This window comes from Stenotrophomonas rhizophila, from assembly GCF_001704155.1.
Taxonomy (GTDB): domain Bacteria; phylum Pseudomonadota; class Gammaproteobacteria; order Xanthomonadales; family Xanthomonadaceae; genus Stenotrophomonas; species Stenotrophomonas rhizophila_A.
Window position 1 is genome coordinate 3,444,912 of sequence record NZ_CP016294.1, and the last position, 17,246, is coordinate 3,462,157.

The following is a 17,246-nucleotide window of genomic DNA, read 5'->3' on the forward strand; positions in this document are numbered from 1 at the left end:
ACGCGCCGCGCAGGATCTACCAGCCGATGCCCACGCCCATCGCCACGCTGCTTTCGCCGCCCTGGCTGAAGGCGCCACTGAGACTGACGCTGGTGGTGGCGCGACGGTCCAGTACGCGCTGGTAACCCACCGCCAGGGCCGATTCGCCGTCGGCATGGCCGACGCCCGCGCCCAGCCGGTTCCAGGTGGGCAGGCCCGCAGTGTTCATGGCCATGGCGGCCTGCGCACTGCTCATCGCCGCCATGCGGTTCATGCGCTGGTCGAGGCGGTCGAACCGGCGGTCGATGCCGGCCAAGGCCTGATCGGTGTACGCGTTGGCGCGCTGCACCGCGTCGTCCACGGCGCGGGTGTCGACCGGCGGCAGTGCCGCTGCCGACGGCGGTGTCGCAGCGGCCGGCTCGACCGAATGCGCGTCGGCCGCGACGGCGGTCCCGGTGGCAGCGGCCTGCGGGCCTGCGGCGTGGGCCGTGTCCGCCGACGCCGCGGTCGACTCGGCGGCGTCGGCCACGCTGGAGGGCGGACGGGCTCCGTCCTGCGCCGCGAGCGCGTCGACCTGCTCGCCCATGTCGTCCAGCGCCCGGTGTGCCGCGCTTACCGCGTAATCCAGCGCATCCAGCGCTCCGGCCACGGTGCCGTGCCACTTGCCCTGCACCGCGAAACGCATGCCGCGCACGCCGCCTTCGGCGTTGATGCTGGTACCGAGCACGCTGGCCATGTCCGACAGCTGCCGCAGCGACACCACGTCATCGGCGGCGATGCCCGGCAGGACGTTGGTGATGCGTCGGCGCAGGCCCTGCCCGCCCACCGAGACCTCCCAGGGACGCTGTACGATCGAGCCAAAGCCCAGCGCCACGCTGTCATGGGCGTCGGCCCACACCTGGGTGGAGCCGCCGAGCGCCATGCCGTTCTCGGCCAACACGCGCGAGCGCGTGCCGAGCGCGAAACCGTCTGCGGCCCCTTCCAGGACGATCGCCGCACGGCCCAGCGCCACCGAGTTGCTGCCCAATGCCGTGGCGTAGCTGCCGTACGCGGTGGAGCCGCTGGCAACGGCGCGGGCATCGGCGCCCATCGCGGTGGCCAGGAACCCGGCATGCGCGGGCAGGCTCAGTTCGTCCGATCCGACCTTGAAATACCGTTGCACATATTCCAGTGCAGCCACCCGCGCTTCGGCGGCAAACAGCTGCGCGCCGTTGACCGCGTGGGCGCTGCTGGCGCTGACCTCGCCGGCGCCCAGCGCCACCAGGCGCGAACCGCGCAGGTGCACGATGGCGTCCTTGTCGAAACGCACCACATCGCTGAGGTCGGCGCTGACGCCCTGCACGCCGTCGCGCAGCAGGTCGATGTCCAGCCGGTTGCGCGCGATCCGCTCATGGTTGTGATTGACCTGCCACAGCGCATCGGCCCACCCCGGCGGTGCGATCGGAACCTCCGCCGGCGGCACCGCGGGCGCTTCGCAGTACACCAGGCGGTCGCGGACCTGGTCGCGGCCGAACACGCCGGCCACGCCCACGCCGACGCCGAGCCCGCTGGCGAAGGCCACGCTGTGCGTCGCCTCGGACGTGCTGTCTTCGCGTGGTGCCGGGGCCGCCTCGCCGGGCGGCGGCAACGCGGTCGCGAACGCGGTGCCAGGCACCATCAACAACAAGGATCGGTAGAGAACATGCATGGTGTTTCCTCTCAAGGCAGCAGGATCTGCTGGTGTTCGCGGTAGCCGTCGCGGCTGAGCCGGTAATCCACGCGCAGCCGCGCGCCGGGCACCGGCTCGAAGGGCAACGCCAGCGTGGCGCCGGGGTAGACGCTGCGTTCGATGTCGTGGGTGATGCAGGCGGCCGCAACGCAGTGCTCGACCCGGCGGATGCCCAGCCGGAGCGTGCCGTGGTTATGCAGGCGGCCCCCGGCAACCTGCATCGCCACCCGTCCATCGGCAGGCAGCACGTTGACCAGCACGCCCCATACCAGGCTGACCCCAAGGGTGGCACCGGGGGTCTCCAGGGCATCGGGGCGCGCCTCCGGGTCGTCTCCGCGCACCCCTTCGAAGTACACCCGGAACGCGGTTTCTTCCTTGACCGGGGCCAGGGCGATCACCCGCACCAGCCGGGTGCCGCCGCCGGCGAGCGCGAACATGCCCGGCGTCACGGCGATCGCCGCGGCGTCGCCGGTCGGCTCATCCACTTCGCTTTCGTCTTCGGTGGCGGGGGCAACCACGCGCTTGACCGTGGCCCTGACGTACTGGGTGCGCGGCGACTGCGCCTGCACGCGGATGCTGGTGGTGCTGCCCGCGTCGACATGGACACGCATGGGGTGCACGTCCAGGCTGGCCGACACCGGCAGGGCGGGAAGCAGCAACAGCAGCAGGGAAAGGCGATGCAGGCGCATGGAAGTCTCGGTCGGCGTCAGGGGCGTCGGGTGGGCAGGCGCATTTCAAGCGTGAGATCGCCCTGGTAGCGTCCGTCGCGCTTTTCGGCCGCTGGCACCCGGGGCGTGATGAAGGTGAGCGGGGTCGGCACGCAGTGCACGGGCTGGTCCATGCCGGGCAGCAGCACCGGCCGCAGTTCGGCGCTGTGGATGCCGGCCAGCACCGTGTGCGCCTCGCGGTGCAGCTCGATCGTGGTGCCCGCATGCAGCAGTTGCAGGCGGTAATCGATGCGCTCGTGCGGCGCGCGGCCGCCTGCGTGGTGCCACACCGAAAAGGCATCGCGTGGCCGCCCCGGCACGTCTGGTCCGCGATCGCGCGCCACCAGCACCAGCTGGCTGCTGTGGGAACCCAGCCCGTCGTACAGGCACATGTCCAGCACGGCCTCGCCGCCGACGCTGGCCGGCGGTGGTACGGCCCGCAACTGCAACTGCAGGTCCATCGGCGCGGCCGAGCCGCCGTGCTCGGGCAGGTGGATGGCCGCCCGCTCGGTATCGGTCACCGTGACCTCCAGCACGAATACGTGCCGGCCGAGTACCGCGCCGCCCACGCCGCCGCGCACGTCCAGGTGCAGCTCGGCCCGCCAGCGCCCGGCCACCAGCGCGCCGATGTCCGTTGCCGCCACCTGCAACGTCGCGGCGGTGCCGGCCGGGGCGACGTGACACTCCCGGGTTGCCGATGTCCACAGCGGGTACTCGGATTTGTCCCAGTAGTCGTCGCTGCAGCTGCGCTCCCACTCGACCCGTTCCATCCATCCGCTGACCCCGATGTCGCGGCGCTGGCCGCTGCGCGGTTCGTGGAATTCCAGCAGGATCGGCTGGCGCCCGGTCGGTCCTTCGCCGGTGTCGCTGCGCGGGCAGCGCCCGCGCGCGGGGTCATCGGTGCAGGTGACATGCAGGCGGCCATGGCCGTGCACCACCTCGTCGAACCCCAGCATGGTGCGTGGCGCCCATAACGACAGCGACTGCGGCGCGGCACGGTCGAAGGCGTGGCTCAGCGCGGTCACGGTGGTGCCTGCGGCCGGCGTGGTGACCGGGGGCCGCTGCGCCGCCGCGGGTTGGGCGACCCACAAGGCCGGTACCAGCATGACGGCGCGCATCAGGGCCCGCTCCATCGCCCCTCCTGCGCGATCGGCGCTGCATCCTCCAGCAACTGCTGCACACGCGGCTGAAGGGCGATGCGGGCGGGCAGCGCGTCGCGCGCCAGGGGCGTGCACGCCACCTGCCCTACCAGCAGCACCACGCTGCGCTGCTCGCGCACCTGCAGCGGGCAGTGCAGCAGGCGACCTGCCTGCAACAGGTACAGGACCGCTTCGCGCTGCGGGAATTCGGCGATGAACCCGCCGTCGGCCCCGAGCCGGGGAACCGCGGCGTTGAGGATGCGCGCACCGGCCAGCGCGGCACCGGCCCTGTCCACGGCGCTGCCGATATAGGTGAAGGTGGCTTCCACGCCCACCGGCAATGCGATCACCCTGCCCGGCAACAGGAAGGGCTGCTGGGCAGGGCCGGGATGGGTCACCCGCACGCTGGCGTCGTGTGCGTGCCCGGGCGCATCCTGGACCTCCACCTGATGGCGCTGATAGCCGCTCAGCGGCAGCAGGCGGCGTTGACCGGAGCGCAGCACCTGGCGGCGGCTGGCCCCGGCTTTCACCTCGGCGGCCGCGCCGTCGAACCCGCTGGCAGCGGCATGCTCGACGCTGACGGCGACGCCCGCGTCGGCACCGGGCGCGCCGCCCCAGAACAGGCCGCGCGGCGACAGCGCCAGCGCCGATCCATGGCTGAGGCTGTACCCGGTCTCACTGGCATGCGCCTGCCGGTGGTGCGACAGCACGGCACTGGTCTGGCCAAGCGGCGTGGCGGTGCGCAGCGCCAGCAGCGCATCGACGTCGGCGGCGTCCTGCACGCTGACCTCGGTGACCACCTCGCGCGCGGTCGCGTCCTGTTCGCGGCGCCAGGACTGCGCGAGCAGCAGGCGCTGACCGGCATCACCGGACTGCGTGCGCCGTGCTTCGGCACCGATGCGGCGCAGCTGGCTGGCGCCTGCGGCGTGCTGCAACCGCGAGAGCGTGACCGAGAGCTGCAGGCCCTGGTCGGAGAAACTCCCGGTCTGACGCCAAGCGCCGAGACGGGTGCCGATGCTGACGCTGCGCCACTGCCGGGTAAGACCGTAGGCGGCCTGCAGGCTGCGGGCGCTGCCACCGGGCCAGCCGCCGGGTACCAGCGTGCGCCTGCGGCTGTGTCCCAGGTAAAGACTGCCGCCGGACAACGGAACGGTCAGCGATGCGCTGAGGGAATCAGCGCAGTCCACGCGACAACGGCTGCCGCGCAGGCGCTGCCGGTACAGGTTCCAGGAAACGGTGTTGCGCACACTGAGCTGTTGCTGGCTGCCACGCCTGCCGTCGCTGCCGACCAGGGCGCCGACTTCGGCGTGCAGGTCGTGCCTGCCCAGGCGATGGCGGACTCCGGTACGCAGCTCGGCGTGGCTGGCCTCGGCAACGCGTGCCACGCCCAGGCTCAGGCCAAGCTGGCGGGCAAGTGGCATGCGCAGGCCGGCCTGCAGGACGCGGTCGCCGGCGTCCAGGCGGACATCGCGCGCGCGGCTTCGCCCGCCCTGCACAAACCATTGCACGCCCGGTTCGCCCCAGTCCTGGGTGCGGGCAAACGGCAGTGTCTCGGTCCGCAGCAGGCGCCCGTCTTCGTGGATCCGCAGGGTCACGTCATAGCTGCCCGGTGGAAACCGGCGGGTATCGAGGTCGGTGACGCCAGCGGGCAGGTAGAACGTCTGCAGCAGTCGCTCGCCGTCGTAGGCATCCACGCGCGCCTGCCGCGACAGCAGCACGGTCAGGGGCGCGGCGCCGATATCGGCGCCGGCATCGACGTAGGCCTGGGTGGTACCGGCGCGGACGCCGTCGAAGCGGTCGAGCGGCAACATGCCGAAGCCGAACTGTCCGCCCTGGGTGCTGGCAAGGTTGCGCCGGTCCATGCGCCCGACCTGCAGGTAGTGGCGCCTGGCCAGGTCATGCCGGTAGTACAGGTCGTCGAACTGGAAGTGCGTACGGGCGCGCTGGCCGGGCCAGGCGTGGCGCGCGTAGTTCCAGTTGCCGCCGACATGGCCGGCGCGCAGGACGCCCAGCGTGGCGCTGCCATGCGCGTTGAGGGCGTACTGGCTGCCACTGCCACTGAGCGCGAGCGTCTGCTGGTGCAGCAACGCATTTTCGGCGTGCTCGCTGGGCGCATGCAGCCCGTCGGCACCGGGCGACGCGCGCGGCAGCCAGCGCAATGCGGGAAACAGCAGCAGCGCGCCGTTGCCTTCGTCAAAGATGGCATGCATGTGGGTCGGATCCTCGGACGGGGGGCGCCAGCCGCAGTCCGGCTGTGGCTGGCCATGGACGCAGGCCAGGTGGCTGTTGCGCGGCAGCGGCAGGGACAGCGCCGGCAGCAGTGCCTGCTGCGCGGAGGTGGTCACGCCCAGCGCGGCCAACACCTGCGCGGGCTGTTCCAGCTGGACGTGCTCCAGCGTCACCCAGGCCGGCCAGAGGCCGGCGGAACGGCCGAACGCGCGCACTTCCACGCGCTCGCGCTGGCCACTGACAAGATCTTCGAAACCGGCCGGCACCGGGCTTGCCTGGACGGCCACGCAGGCCAGCACCAGGACAAGCGCCACCGCCAGCCGGACAAGGGCGGGAGCAGGAATGCGCATGGCAGGGGCGCAGGAACGCCGGCCCCGCAGGGCCGGCGTCCGCGCAATGGCTTAGAGGCTGCTTGCCTTCTGCACCAGGACCAGGCTGACCGGGCCGTCGTAGAGGCCGGCGGCGGTGATGGGACCGGGCGCGGCCTGGGCCACGGTCAGCGGCATTTCGATGGAGGCACCGGGAATGGCGCCCTGGAACAGCTGGTCGGCGGTGAACGCGATCGGGGCCAGGCCAAGCTCGCGGCCGTTCAAGGTAACCGAGAGCGGGATGTCGACCGCACCGGCAGCGGTCACCTTGGGCATCAGCACGGCCGGCTCGGCCAGGCGGACATCGACATCCAGGCTGGTGTCGTTGGAGAACACGCGCACGCGTTCGCTCCAGCTGCTCAGTCCCTGCCCGGCGCGGTACGGCATCTCGACGTCAGCGGGAAGCGCGCTGCCATCAGCCCGGAGCAGCGACAGGGTCGGGTCGACGTTCGCCCAGACGGTGATGTGCGCCTCAACGGCGTGGGCGGACAGTGCGGCGGTAAAGATCGCCAGGCCCAACGCGGCCTGCTTCAGGGTGCGGTACATGTGGTTCTCTCCCATGATTGAAAAACGCCTCGCTCGAGGCGATCACCCACGCTGCGCTGTGCAGTGTCGGCGACACGATCACGTTAGTTCTGTGCGCGACGTCTCCCCACGCAACCATTCTTAAACCCGCCACGCACGCGCACGTTCTGCGACAGCGCGCGCGAACCGGAAGCAACGCAAGCATTCCGACGCGTGCGCGTGCGCATGTTGCGGATTGCTGCTTTATGCTCGCCGCCGCACGGCGTGGTGTTGCCGGAGGCTGAAAGCGAAAGGCGCAAAGCTGAAGCCAGAGCCAGAGCCAGAGCCAGAGCCAAAGCCAAAGCCGTCGTTTGCACGATGCTGCGTGCAGGGCCGGCGGGTACGGGGGTACGGGGGGCGCCGTAAACCCATCCTTGGGGGCTCTTACGAAACATCCATGTTTCGTAAAGCCCCCGTACCCCCGTACCCGCCGACCCTCCGACGAACTGTCGGTGGCCAGGGAAATGCACAGGCGACAGCAATAAAAAAACGCCCCCTTGCGGAGGCGTCTTTTCATGCACTACGGGAGCTGATCAGCCCTGGTAGTCACGCACGTCGCTACCGGTGTAGACCTGGCGCGGGCGGCCGATCTTCATTTCCGGGTCAACCTGCTGTTCGAGCCAGTGCGCGACCCAGCCGGAGGTGCGGCCCAGGGCGAACATGACGGTGAACATTTCGGTCGGGATCTGCAGCGCCTTGTAGATGATGCCGCTGTAGAAATCGACGTTCGGGTACAGCTTGCGGGCGACGAAGTAGTCGTCCTGCAGCGCGGCCTGTTCCAGCTTCACGGCAACGTCCAGCAGCGGATCCTGCACGCCCAGCTGCTTGAGCACCTTGCCGGTCATCTCGCCGATGACCTTCGCGCGCGGGTCGAAGTTCTTGTACACGCGGTGGCCGAAGCCCATCAGGCGGAAGCCCGAGGTCTTGTCCTTGGCCTTGAGCACGGCCGATTCAACGTTGTCCGCCGAACCGATTTCTTCCAGCATCTTCAACACGGCTTCGTTGGCACCGCCGTGGGCCGGACCCCACAGCGCGGTGACGCCAGCGGCGACCGACGCATACGGGTTGGCACCGGTCGAACCGACCAGGCGCACCGTCGAGGTGGAGGCGTTCTGCTCGTGGTCGGCATGCAGGATGAAGAGCAGGTCCAGCGCCTTGACCACGTCCGGGTTCAGCTCGTACTGGCCATCGGCCGACTCGAAGGTCTGCTTCAGGAAGCGGCTGACGTAATCCAGCGAGGTGTCCGGCGTGTTGGCCGGCAGGCCCTTGCCGTGGCGGTAGATCAGCGCCGACAGGGTTGGCACCTTGGCGATCAGGCGGACGGCGGACTGGCGGCGCTGCTCGGCGTCGGACAGGTCCAGCGAGGCGTGGTACTTCGCCGACAGCTGCGCGATGGCAGCGGTCAGGATGGCCATCGGGTGGGCATCCTTGTCGAAGCTGGCGATCAGGGCATTGATCGAGGCATCGACGTTGGCTTCGGCAGCCAGCTCATCGGTGAAGGCCTTCAGCTGCTCGGCGCTCGGACGCTCGCCGTTGATCAGCAGGTAAGCCACTTCGACGTAGCTGGACTTTTCCGACAGCTGCTCGATGGGGTAGCCGCGATACAGCAGCACGCCCTTGTCACCGTCGATGTAGGTGATGGCGGACTTGCAGCTGGCGGTGGCGGTGAAGCCGGAGTCGTAGGTGAAGAGACCGGTTTCCTTGGTCAGCTTCGAAATATCGACGCAATCGTTGCCGAGCGTGGGTTTGATGACAGGCAGAACAACCGACTTGTCGCCGGCATTCAGCGTGACCTGATCAAGATCGGACACTGTGTGCGCTCCTCAAGGGGAAGGCGCCCACCCAAGCGCGTGGGGCAGGCACGTGAAAGTAAGTCCACAGCCTGTGCTGTGGATCACGTCATTATCGCACAGCAACATTTGCCACGCCCTAGGACGGAAGTCGTAGACGCACACCCCGCTCGCCCTTGCCGCACAAGCACCGGCAAGCGCCAGGCGGGCTGGAATGGACACTGCGTTCCGCGCGGCGGGGGAATTTATGAACCGTCGTTCATCCGCCAGCAGGCTTTCCTCCAGGCATAAAAAAACAACGGCCGCCGAGGCGACCGTTGTTTGCGTGCAGCAGCTTCGAAACGCTTATTCGGCAGCAGCAGCCGGAGCCGGCTTGCCAAAACGCTTCTGGAACTTGTCGATACGGCCGCTGGTGTCGATCACCTTGTGCTTGCCCGTGTAGAACGGGTGCGAAGCAGAGGAGATTTCGATCTTGACGAGCGGGTACTCGTTGCCGTCTTCCCACTTCACGGTTTCTTTCGTCGCCATGGTGGAACGGGTCAGGATCTTGAAATCGGAGGTAACGTCCTGAAACACGACGTCACGGTAGTTCGGATGGATATCGTCCTTCATGGGGCACACACCGTAAATAAGGTCAGGGAAACGCAAGAGCGGCATTATAGCCGGGGCCGCTCCCTAGGGCAACCCATGGCCACGTTCCGCGTGAAGATACCGCCACTGCGGCGTCAGGCGACGCCGAGCGCACTCCGGACCTGGGCTTCAAAGCGCCCCTGGTCGTAGGCCATCAGCAGCTCGGTGTTGTCCGGCTGCCCCGTCTGGCGGTTCCAGTCGACAATGGTAGCACCCCGGCTGAAGGTGCCGGCCAGTTCGATGTTCAGCGGGCGCGATTCAACCCGCAGCGCGCCTTCCGGCTGCAGCGCCCAGGCCATGGCCAGGGCGTCGGCGGCGAACCAGCGCTCGCCGCGGCTGTCTTCGGACCACAGGCGGGTCTGGCGCGAGATCAGCTCGTAGAAGCGTGCCTTGTCGCTGTCGAAGGCCAGCCACTGCTCGACATCCTTGTGCAGCAGGCCGTGGGCGACGGTGGCTTCCCAGTCGGCCACTTCGATGTGCGGGAAACCGGTGAACACCACGTGCGCCGCTTCGGGATCGAAGGCGATGTTGAACTCGGCCGCCGGAGTGATGTTGCCGTGGCAGGTGACCGCCCCGCCCATGACCAGGAAGCGCTTCACGCGCTGCGGCAGGGTCGGGTCGAGCTTGAGCGCCAGGGCCAGGTTGGTCAGCGGGCCGAGGGCGACCAGGAACAGCTCGCCGGCGTACTCATGCGACAGGCGCAGGATGGCCAGCGCGGCGTGTTCGGCTTCGGCCTGGCGCTGGGCGGCCGGCAGGTTGACGTCGCCGAAGCCGTCGGCGCCATGAACGTGGGCCGCATCCACCGACGGGTGCACCAGCGGTTCGGGGGTACCGGCGAACACCGGCACGTCTTCACGCCCGGCCACTTCACACAGTTTCAGCGCATTGCGGACCGTGTGGTCCAGGCCGACATTGCCGGCGGCAATGGTGAGGCCGACCACGTCATGGCGTTCGTCGGCAAAGGCCATCAACAGGGCCAGGGCGTCATCGACACCCGGATCGGTGTCGATCAACAGCGGAATCTTCTTGGTCATGCGTGCCGTCTTGGTAAGCGGCAAGGGACTTTCGCACCCCGGGATGACAAATACAAGGCGCGGGTCGGGGCCACTTGGGCCGGCCAACGGCCGGCGCTACGAATTGTTACGGGCCCATTGGGATCTGGATCAATCGACCGTCGGGATCATTCGATCGGTAGCGCCGGCCGTTGGCCGGCCCAGACCATGCCGACTATGCCGACGCGTATCTCACCGCGTTGCCAATCCACCGCTCGACCACCCTATCGGCCACCGTCGGCGCCTCCACCATCAACCGCTCGGCCAGCGCATGCACGCCCGGCAGCAGATCCGCGTCGCGGGCCAGGTCGGCCATGCGGAAGCCGGCCAGGCCGGTCTGGCGGGTACCCAGCAGCTCCCCCGGACCGCGCAGTTCCAGGTCCTTTTCGGCGATCACGAAGCCATCGTTGGTCTGCCGCATGGTTTCCAGGCGCTCGCGTGCCATCGCCGACAGCCGCGCCTGGTACAGCAGCACGCAGCGCGACACCGCCGAACCACGCCCGACCCGTCCGCGCAGCTGGTGCAGCTGGGCCAGGCCAAGGCGTTCGGCGTTCTCGATCACCATCAACGAGGCATTGGGCACGTCCACGCCGACTTCGATCACCGTGGTGGCCACCAGCAGGTCGATCTGCCCGGCCTTGAACGCGACCATGGTGGCCAGCTTCTCGCTGGCCTTCAGCCGGCCATGCACCAGCCCCACCCGCACGCCCGGCAGCAACGCCTGCAGCGATTCGAACGTGGCCTGCGCGGGGGTGGCATCCAGCTCGTCGTTTTCTTCGATCAGGGTGCACACCCAGTACACCTGGCGGCCTTCGCGGCAGGCCAGCGCGATGCGCTCGATCAGTTCGGGGCGGCGATCATTGTTCAATGCCACGGTCTGCACCGGGGTGCGCCCGGGCGGTAGTTCGTCGATCGCCGACACGTCCAGGTCGGCGTATTCGGACATTGCCAGCGTGCGCGGAATCGGCGTGGCGGTCATCACCAGCTGGTGCGGCACGCTGTGCCCGCCCGGTCCCTTGTCGCGCAGCGCAAGCCGCTGGTGCACGCCGAACCGGTGCTGCTCGTCGACGATGGCCAGCGCCAGGTCGTGGAACACCACCGATTCCTGCATCAGCGCATGGGTGCCCACCACCACCTGGGCCTGCCCGTTGGCGACCTGTTCGAGCACCTTCGCGCGCGCCTTGCCGGTGACCTTGCCGGCCAGCCAGGCGACCTGCACGCCCAGCGGTTCCAGCCAGCCGCGCAGGTTGGTGAGGTGCTGTTCGGCCAGCAGTTCGGTGGGGGCAGCCAGCGCGACCTGCTTGCCCTGCTCCACCGCCAGCATGGCCGCCAGCGCGGCCACCACGGTCTTGCCCGAGCCGACATCGCCCTGCACCAGCCGCAGCATCGGGCGCGGCTGGGCCAGGTCCTCGCGGATCTGGGTGAACACACGCTTCTGCGCGGCGGTCAGGGCAAAGGGCAGCTGCTTGAGCAGGGCCTTGGCCAGTCTCCCGGGGCCGGCCAGCGGTGGCGCATGGTGCGCCTGCAGGGCTATGCGCTGGCGGCGCAGGCTCAGGTGGTGGGCCAGCAGCTCTTCCAGCGCCAGCCGGCGCTGCGCGGGATGCGTGCCTGCGGCGAGCGCGGCCAGGTTGGCGTCGGGTGGCGGGCGGTGCACGGTCAGCAAGGCACTGCGCAGCGAGGGCAACGCCAGGCCATCGAGCCAGCCCGTCGGCAGCAGTTCCAGGCTGGATTCTTCGGGCAGGCGGTCCAGCGCCTGGCCGATCAGGCGGCGAAGCGTGGCCGGGCCGATGCCTTCCACCGTGGGGTAGACCGGGTCCAGGCTGTCGCCCAGCGCCGGGTCATCGGTACGGCCGAGCACCTGGTAGCTGGGGTGGACGATTTCCAGACCCAGCTGGCCCGGCTTGGGCGTGCCGAAGCAGCGCAGGCGGGTTCCCACGGAGAACTGGGCCACCTGCTGCTGGCGGAAGTGGAAGAAACGCAGCACCAGGGTGCCCTGCCCTTCGTCTTCCACGGCCACTTTCAGGGTCGGGCGGAAGCGCATGCCGCGGTCCACCGCGACCACGCGGACTTCCACCTGCGCCGGCACGCCGTTGCGCAGGTCCTGTATGCGGGTCAGAGCGGTGCGGTCTTCGTACCGCAGCGGCAGGTGCAGCCACAGGTCCTGCAGCGAGGACAGGCCGCGCGCCGCCAGCTTGGCGGCCACGGCCGGACCCACGCCGGCAAGCACCGCCAGCGAAGCTTCGCCGGACGGCGCCAGCGCCGGGGTGACCGCCGGTCTGCGTGCCACGTGGCGGTCAGTCGATGACCATCACCGCATCAACCTCGAAGTTGGCGCCCTTGGGCAGGCCGGACACTTCGATGGTGGAGCGGGCCGGGAACGGCGCCTGGAAGTAGTCCTGCATGACCGCGTTGACCTTGGCGAATTCGGCCAGGTCGGTCAGGTACAGGCCCAGGCGGACCACCTTGTCCAGCGAGCCGCCGGCGGCTTCGGCCACGGCCTTGAGGTTGTCGAAGGCGCGGCGGGCCTGCGCTTCGACATCACCGGCACCGACGATGTCGCCGGTGGCCGGGTCCAGCGGAATCTGGCCGGAGAAGTACACGGTGTTGCCGGCACGCACGGCCTGCGAATACGGACCGATCGCGGCCGGTGCGTTTTCGGTGTTGATGATCTGGCGGGACATGGGGTGCCTCGTTATGTCGAACAATGGTGGGCCATTGTATCGGTTTCGATCATTGCCTATTGCCTGCGCACCGACTGGACAACTGACAAACGCCGCAGCCGGCGCATGACTTCGGCCAGGTGGTTGCGGTCGCGGACCTGGATGTTGAAGGCCAGCACGGCGGCGTTGAAGTCGCGGTCCAGGTAGTCCACCCGCTCGATGTTGGAATGGCTCTGCGCGATCGCTGCGGCCAGCTGGGCCAGCACGCCGGTGCCGTTCTCCACTTCCACCACCAGCGCAGTGTCGTAATCGCCGGAGACGGTGGTGTCCCAGCCGATCGGCACCCAGCGCTCGGGCGACTTGCGCAGTTCGGCCAGGTTCGGACAGTCCAGGCGGTGCACCACGATGCCCTTGCCGGCGGTGTGGTAGCCCATGATCTCGTCGCCGGGAATCGGCTGGCAGCAGTTGGCGAAGCTGACCACGCCGCGTTCGCTGCCGTTGATCAGGATCTTTTCCTGCGAGTGCTTGGAATGCGCGCCGCCGCGCAGTTCGGCATAGGCCATCAGGGCCTGCGCGGCCTGGTTGGGCATCCAGTTGCCCAGCGCCACTTCGGCCAGCAGGGCCTCCAGGCGCGGGTAGCGGTGTTCGGCAAGGAACGCATCCAGGCGCCCCTTGGGCAGGCGTTCGAGCGAGCTGTCCATCGCCTCCAGCGCGCGGTCCAGCATGCGGTGGCCCAGCTGCACGGCATCTTCGTGTTCGAGCTGCTTGAGCTGGTGGCGGATCGCGGTGCGCGCCTTGGAGCTGACCACGAATTCGAGCCACTGCGGCTTGGGCGTGGCCGAGCGTGCGGTGATGACTTCCACGGTCTGCCCACTGACCAGCTTGGTGCGCAGCGGCACCAGTTTCTTGTCCACGCGCGAGGCCACCGCCATGTTGCCCACGTCGGTGTGCACCGCATAGGCGAAGTCCAGCGCGGTGGAGTTGCGCGGCAGGGCCAGGATCTTGCCCTTGGGCGTGAACAGGTAGACCTCGTCCGGGAACAGGTCGACCTTGACGTTGTCGAGGAATTCCAGCGACGAACCGGCGGCGCGCTGCGAATCGATCAGTTCCACGATCCAGGCGTGCGCACGGCTCTGCGCGCTGTTGGGGGTGTCCCCACCGAACTTGTAGGTCCAGTGCGCGGCCACGCCGCGCTCGGCGATCAGGTCCATTTCCTCGGTGCGGATCTGCACTTCGATCGGGGAGCCGTACGGGCCGAACAGCACCGTGTGCAGCGACTGGTAGCCGTTGGCCTTGGGAATGGCGATGAAATCGCGGAAGCGCCCATCCAGCGGCTTGAAGGTGGCATGCACCGATCCCAGCGCGTGGTAACAGTTGGGCACGCTGCGCACGACCAGGCGGAAGCCGAACACGTCCATGACCTGGTCGAAGGATTTGTTCTCGTCGCGCATCTTGTTGTAGATGCTCCACGGGGTCTTGATCCGGCTGACCAGGCGGTGTTCCAGCCCTTCCTTGGCCAGCCGCTGCGACAGCTGCACTTCCACCTGTGCCATTGCCTCGCGGCGTACCACCGGCTGGCTGCGGATGTGCTTTTCCAGGATCGCGTGGCGCCACGGGTACAGCGCCTTGAAGCCCAGGTTCTGCAGCTCGCTCTTGACCAGGCTCATGCCCAGCCGCTGCGCGATCGGGGCGTAGATCTCCAGGGTCTCGCGCGCGATGCGGCCGCGCGCCTCGGTGCTCTGCGCGCCCAGCGTGCGCATGTTGTGCAGGCGGTCGGCCAGCTTGATCATGATCACGCGCAGGTCGCGCGACATCGCCAGCAGCATCTTGCGGAAGCTTTCGGCGGCCGCTTCCTGGCGGTCACGGAACTTCAGCTTGTCCAGCTTGGTCACCCCATCGACCAGCTCGGCCACGGCTTCGCCGAATTCGGCGGCCAGTTCTTCGCGGGTCAGCGGGGTGTCTTCGATGGTGTCGTGCAGGATCGCGGCGATCAGCGCTTCCACGTCCAGGCCCAGCTCGGCCAGTACCTGCGCCACCGCCACCGGGTGGGTGATGTACGGCTCGCCCGATTTGCGGGTCTGCCCGGCATGCGCGGAGGCCCCTACCTCCCAGGCGCGACGCAGCAGCGGCAACTGCTCGGGCGGCAGGTAATGGGCTGCGCGTTCAAGCTGGAGGACATAGTCGGGTACGGCCGCGCCGGGAGACGTGGCGACCTTGGCAGAGGGGCCTGGGTTCATGGCTGGAAGACTATTCCAGCGACGGGATAACGGCAAACTATTGCGTTCGGGCAATCGTCAAATGCGTCACCACCAACGGGGTGACCTGCCGCTCAAAAGCAGACAGCCCGCACATGGCGGGCTGTCTGTTGCAACAACGGATGATCGGATGGGATCAGTCGTCGTTCTTGGACATGTCTTCGTCGGCGACGACTTCGGCAGCGGCCCATTCCAGTGCTTCACGCTCGGCACGCTCGCGCTCGGCCTTCTCGACTTCGTCGATCAGGGCGTTGTCGATCTTGCGGGCGGCAATTTCGCGCAGCGCCAGCACGGTCGGCTTGTCTTCGGTTTCGCTGTTGTCCAGGGTGGCCTGGACACCGTTGGCCAGCTGACGGGCGCGCTTGGACGCCATCATGACCAGCTCGAAACGGTTATCGACGACTTCCAGGCAATCTTCTACGGTGATGCGGGCCATGCGGGCTCCCGGCAGCCGGCAGGGGCTGCTCATCGAATGAGGGAAAGGGGACGGATTGTACCGGCCAGGGCTGGACAAAATCAAGCCGACCGGCTACCCGCCCCTTGTGAATCAGTCAGTTGCCGTTGCGTCCTGGGTCAGCAGGGCCTGGATCAGGCCCGCGTGGCGGACCTTCTGGGCCTCCCGGCGCAGGCGACTGGCGGTGAAGATGGCGCACAGCTCGTCCACGGCGGTCTCGAACACTTCGTTGACGATGACGTAGTCGAAGTCGTTGAAATGCAGCATTTCCTCGCGGGCGGCGGCCAGGCGCTGGGCGATCACCGCCTCGCTGTCCTGCCCGCGCTTGCGCATGCGGTCCTGCAGGGCCTGCTTCGACGGCGGCAGGATGAACACCGTGACCGTGCCGGGGACCAGCTGGCGGACCTGCTGGGCGCCCTGCCAGTCGATCTCCAGCAGCACGTCCTGGCCGGCCGACAACTGCGGCTCGACCGACTGGCGGGCGGTGCCCTTCCAGTCCCCATGCACCCAGGCGTGTTCGAAGAAGTCGCCGGCGGCGATCATCCGCTCGAACTCGGGCGCACTGACAAAGTGATAGTGCTCGCCGTTCACTTCGCCCGGGCGCATCGCGCGCGAGGTGAACGAGATCGACAGGGCGATCTGCGGGTCGCGGGCCAGGGTCGCATTGACGATGCTGCTCTTGCCGGCCCCGGACGGGGCGGCCACGATGTACAGCGTGCCGCGGGCCGGTTCCGGGCTCTGGAGGGGCTGGCTGCTCATTCGATGTTCTGCACCTGTTCGCGGATCTGGTCGATCAGCACCTTCAGCTCGACGGCGGCATTGGAGGTGCGGCTGTCCACCGACTTGGAGCCCAGCGTGTTGGCTTCGCGGTTGAACTCCTGCAGCAGGAAGTCCAGGCGGCGGCCGACCGGCTCGCGCTGCGTGAGCACGCGGCGGATTTCCACGATGTGGCTGCGCAGGCGGTCCAGCTCCTCGTCCACGTCCAGCTTCTGCAGCCACAGCACCAGTTCCTGCTCGGCGCGGCCGGGATCGACCGGGTGCGGCAGGTCGGCCAGCCGGGCCGACAGCTTGGCGCGCTGGCCATCGCGGATCAGCGGAATCAGGGTGGTGACCTCGGCGGCGATGCGCTCCACGCCATCGACGCGCTCCTGAATCGCCGTGGCCAGCTTGTCGCCCTCGCGCTCACGCGCGGCGACGAAACCGTCCAGGCTCTCTTCCAGCAGGGCCAGGGCCTCGGCCTGAAGGGCGGCGGCATCAACTGCCTCGCCCTGCATCACGCCTGGCACCTGCAGCAGCTCGGTGAAGCTCACCTGCAGGCTGGGGAAGCCCGGCGCCAGCCGGCTGGCCAGCTCGCCGAGCTGGGCCAGCAGCGCGTCGTTGACCACCAATGCCCCGGTGACCTCCGGCGCGCGCAGGCGCATGACCAGATCGATCTTGCCGCGGCTGCAGCGGTTGGCGACACGCTCCCGCAGTTGCGGTTCAAGCGCACGCAGCTCCTCGGGCAGGCGCACGCCCACCTCCAGGAACCGGTGGTTGACCGAGCGCAGCTCACAGGCCAGCGTGCCCCAGGGCGTGGCGCGCTCGCCGCCGGCATAGGCGGTCATGCTTCGAATCATGCGGGTTTCCGGTGCTCTCAAAGTGCAAATGGTACCCTAGCGGTTCCTTTGGAGCCTCCTCGCCTGCCGGTCCCCGGTCCGGGCGCGGTCCCGCA

The 17,246-nt window shown here is 68.6% G+C and carries 14 protein-coding genes; all 14 read right to left on the reverse strand.

The genetic code is table 11. The annotated features are described in order from the left end of the window. Positions 1 to 16: 16 nt before the first annotated feature. The gene (locus BAY15_RS15345) at positions 17 to 1,666 is read right to left on the reverse strand and encodes a YadA-like family protein (protein ID WP_083214203.1); all 1,650 of its coding nucleotides are present in this window, start codon (positions 1,664 to 1,666) and stop codon (positions 17 to 19) included. Positions 1,667 to 1,677: 11 nt separating this feature from the next. Continuing rightward, the gene (locus BAY15_RS15350) at positions 1,678 to 2,376 is read right to left on the reverse strand and encodes a fimbria/pilus periplasmic chaperone (RefSeq protein WP_099047415.1); all 699 of its coding nucleotides are present in this window, start codon (positions 2,374 to 2,376) and stop codon (positions 1,678 to 1,680) included. A gap of 17 nt (positions 2,377 to 2,393) precedes the next feature. Further along, positions 2,394 to 3,512, reverse strand: coding sequence for a CfaE/CblD family pilus tip adhesin (locus BAY15_RS19265; protein ID WP_237334276.1), 1,119 nt, complete (start codon positions 3,510 to 3,512; stop codon positions 2,394 to 2,396). Then, positions 3,512 to 6,112, reverse strand: a complete 2,601-nt coding sequence (locus tag BAY15_RS15360) for a CS1-pili formation C-terminal domain-containing protein (protein ID WP_068853876.1) — start codon at positions 6,110 to 6,112, stop codon at positions 3,512 to 3,514. The genes BAY15_RS19265 and BAY15_RS15360 overlap by 1 nt, the downstream gene beginning before the upstream one ends. Before the next feature lie 51 nt (positions 6,113 to 6,163). After that, on the reverse strand, positions 6,164 to 6,676 hold the full coding sequence (locus tag BAY15_RS15365; RefSeq protein WP_068853877.1) for a CS1 type fimbrial major subunit: 513 nt from the start codon (positions 6,674 to 6,676) through the stop codon (positions 6,164 to 6,166). Between the two features lie 551 nt (positions 6,677 to 7,227). Then, positions 7,228 to 8,505 carry a citrate synthase gene (locus BAY15_RS15370; RefSeq protein WP_068853878.1) on the reverse strand — a complete coding sequence of 426 codons (1,278 nt, stop codon included), beginning with the start codon at positions 8,503 to 8,505 and terminating at the stop codon, positions 7,228 to 7,230. 324 nt (positions 8,506 to 8,829) lie between these two features. After that, positions 8,830 to 9,096: a type B 50S ribosomal protein L31 gene (locus tag BAY15_RS15375; protein WP_068853879.1), complete on the reverse strand. Its 267-nt coding sequence runs from the start codon at positions 9,094 to 9,096 to the stop codon at positions 8,830 to 8,832. A 113-nt stretch (positions 9,097 to 9,209) separates the two neighbouring features. After that, positions 9,210 to 10,148, reverse strand: a complete 939-nt coding sequence (locus BAY15_RS15380) for a nucleoside hydrolase (protein ID WP_068853880.1) — start codon at positions 10,146 to 10,148, stop codon at positions 9,210 to 9,212. Between the two features lie 193 nt (positions 10,149 to 10,341). Then, entirely contained in the window at positions 10,342 to 12,453 is a 2,112-nt protein-coding gene (recG, locus tag BAY15_RS15385) for an ATP-dependent DNA helicase RecG (protein ID WP_068853881.1), read from the reverse strand. A gap of 7 nt (positions 12,454 to 12,460) precedes the next feature. Then, entirely contained in the window at positions 12,461 to 12,847 is a 387-nt protein-coding gene (locus tag BAY15_RS15390) for a RidA family protein (protein WP_068853882.1), read from the reverse strand. 56 nt (positions 12,848 to 12,903) lie between these two features. Next, positions 12,904 to 15,063, reverse strand: coding sequence for a RelA/SpoT family protein (locus tag BAY15_RS15395; RefSeq protein ID WP_068853883.1), 2,160 nt, complete (start codon positions 15,061 to 15,063; stop codon positions 12,904 to 12,906). A gap of 154 nt (positions 15,064 to 15,217) precedes the next feature. After that, positions 15,218 to 15,517 carry a DNA-directed RNA polymerase subunit omega gene (rpoZ, locus tag BAY15_RS15400; protein WP_068853884.1) on the reverse strand — a complete coding sequence of 100 codons (300 nt, stop codon included), beginning with the start codon at positions 15,515 to 15,517 and terminating at the stop codon, positions 15,218 to 15,220. A gap of 111 nt (positions 15,518 to 15,628) precedes the next feature. Beyond that, on the reverse strand, positions 15,629 to 16,294 hold the full coding sequence (gene gmk, locus BAY15_RS15405) for a guanylate kinase (protein WP_068853885.1): 666 nt from the start codon (positions 16,292 to 16,294) through the stop codon (positions 15,629 to 15,631). After that, a complete protein-coding gene (locus BAY15_RS15410) occupies positions 16,291 to 17,151 on the reverse strand; it encodes a YicC/YloC family endoribonuclease (protein ID WP_068853886.1) in 861 nt (286 codons plus the stop codon). The genes gmk and BAY15_RS15410 overlap by 4 nt, the downstream gene beginning before the upstream one ends. Positions 17,152 to 17,246: the final 95 nt, after the last annotated feature.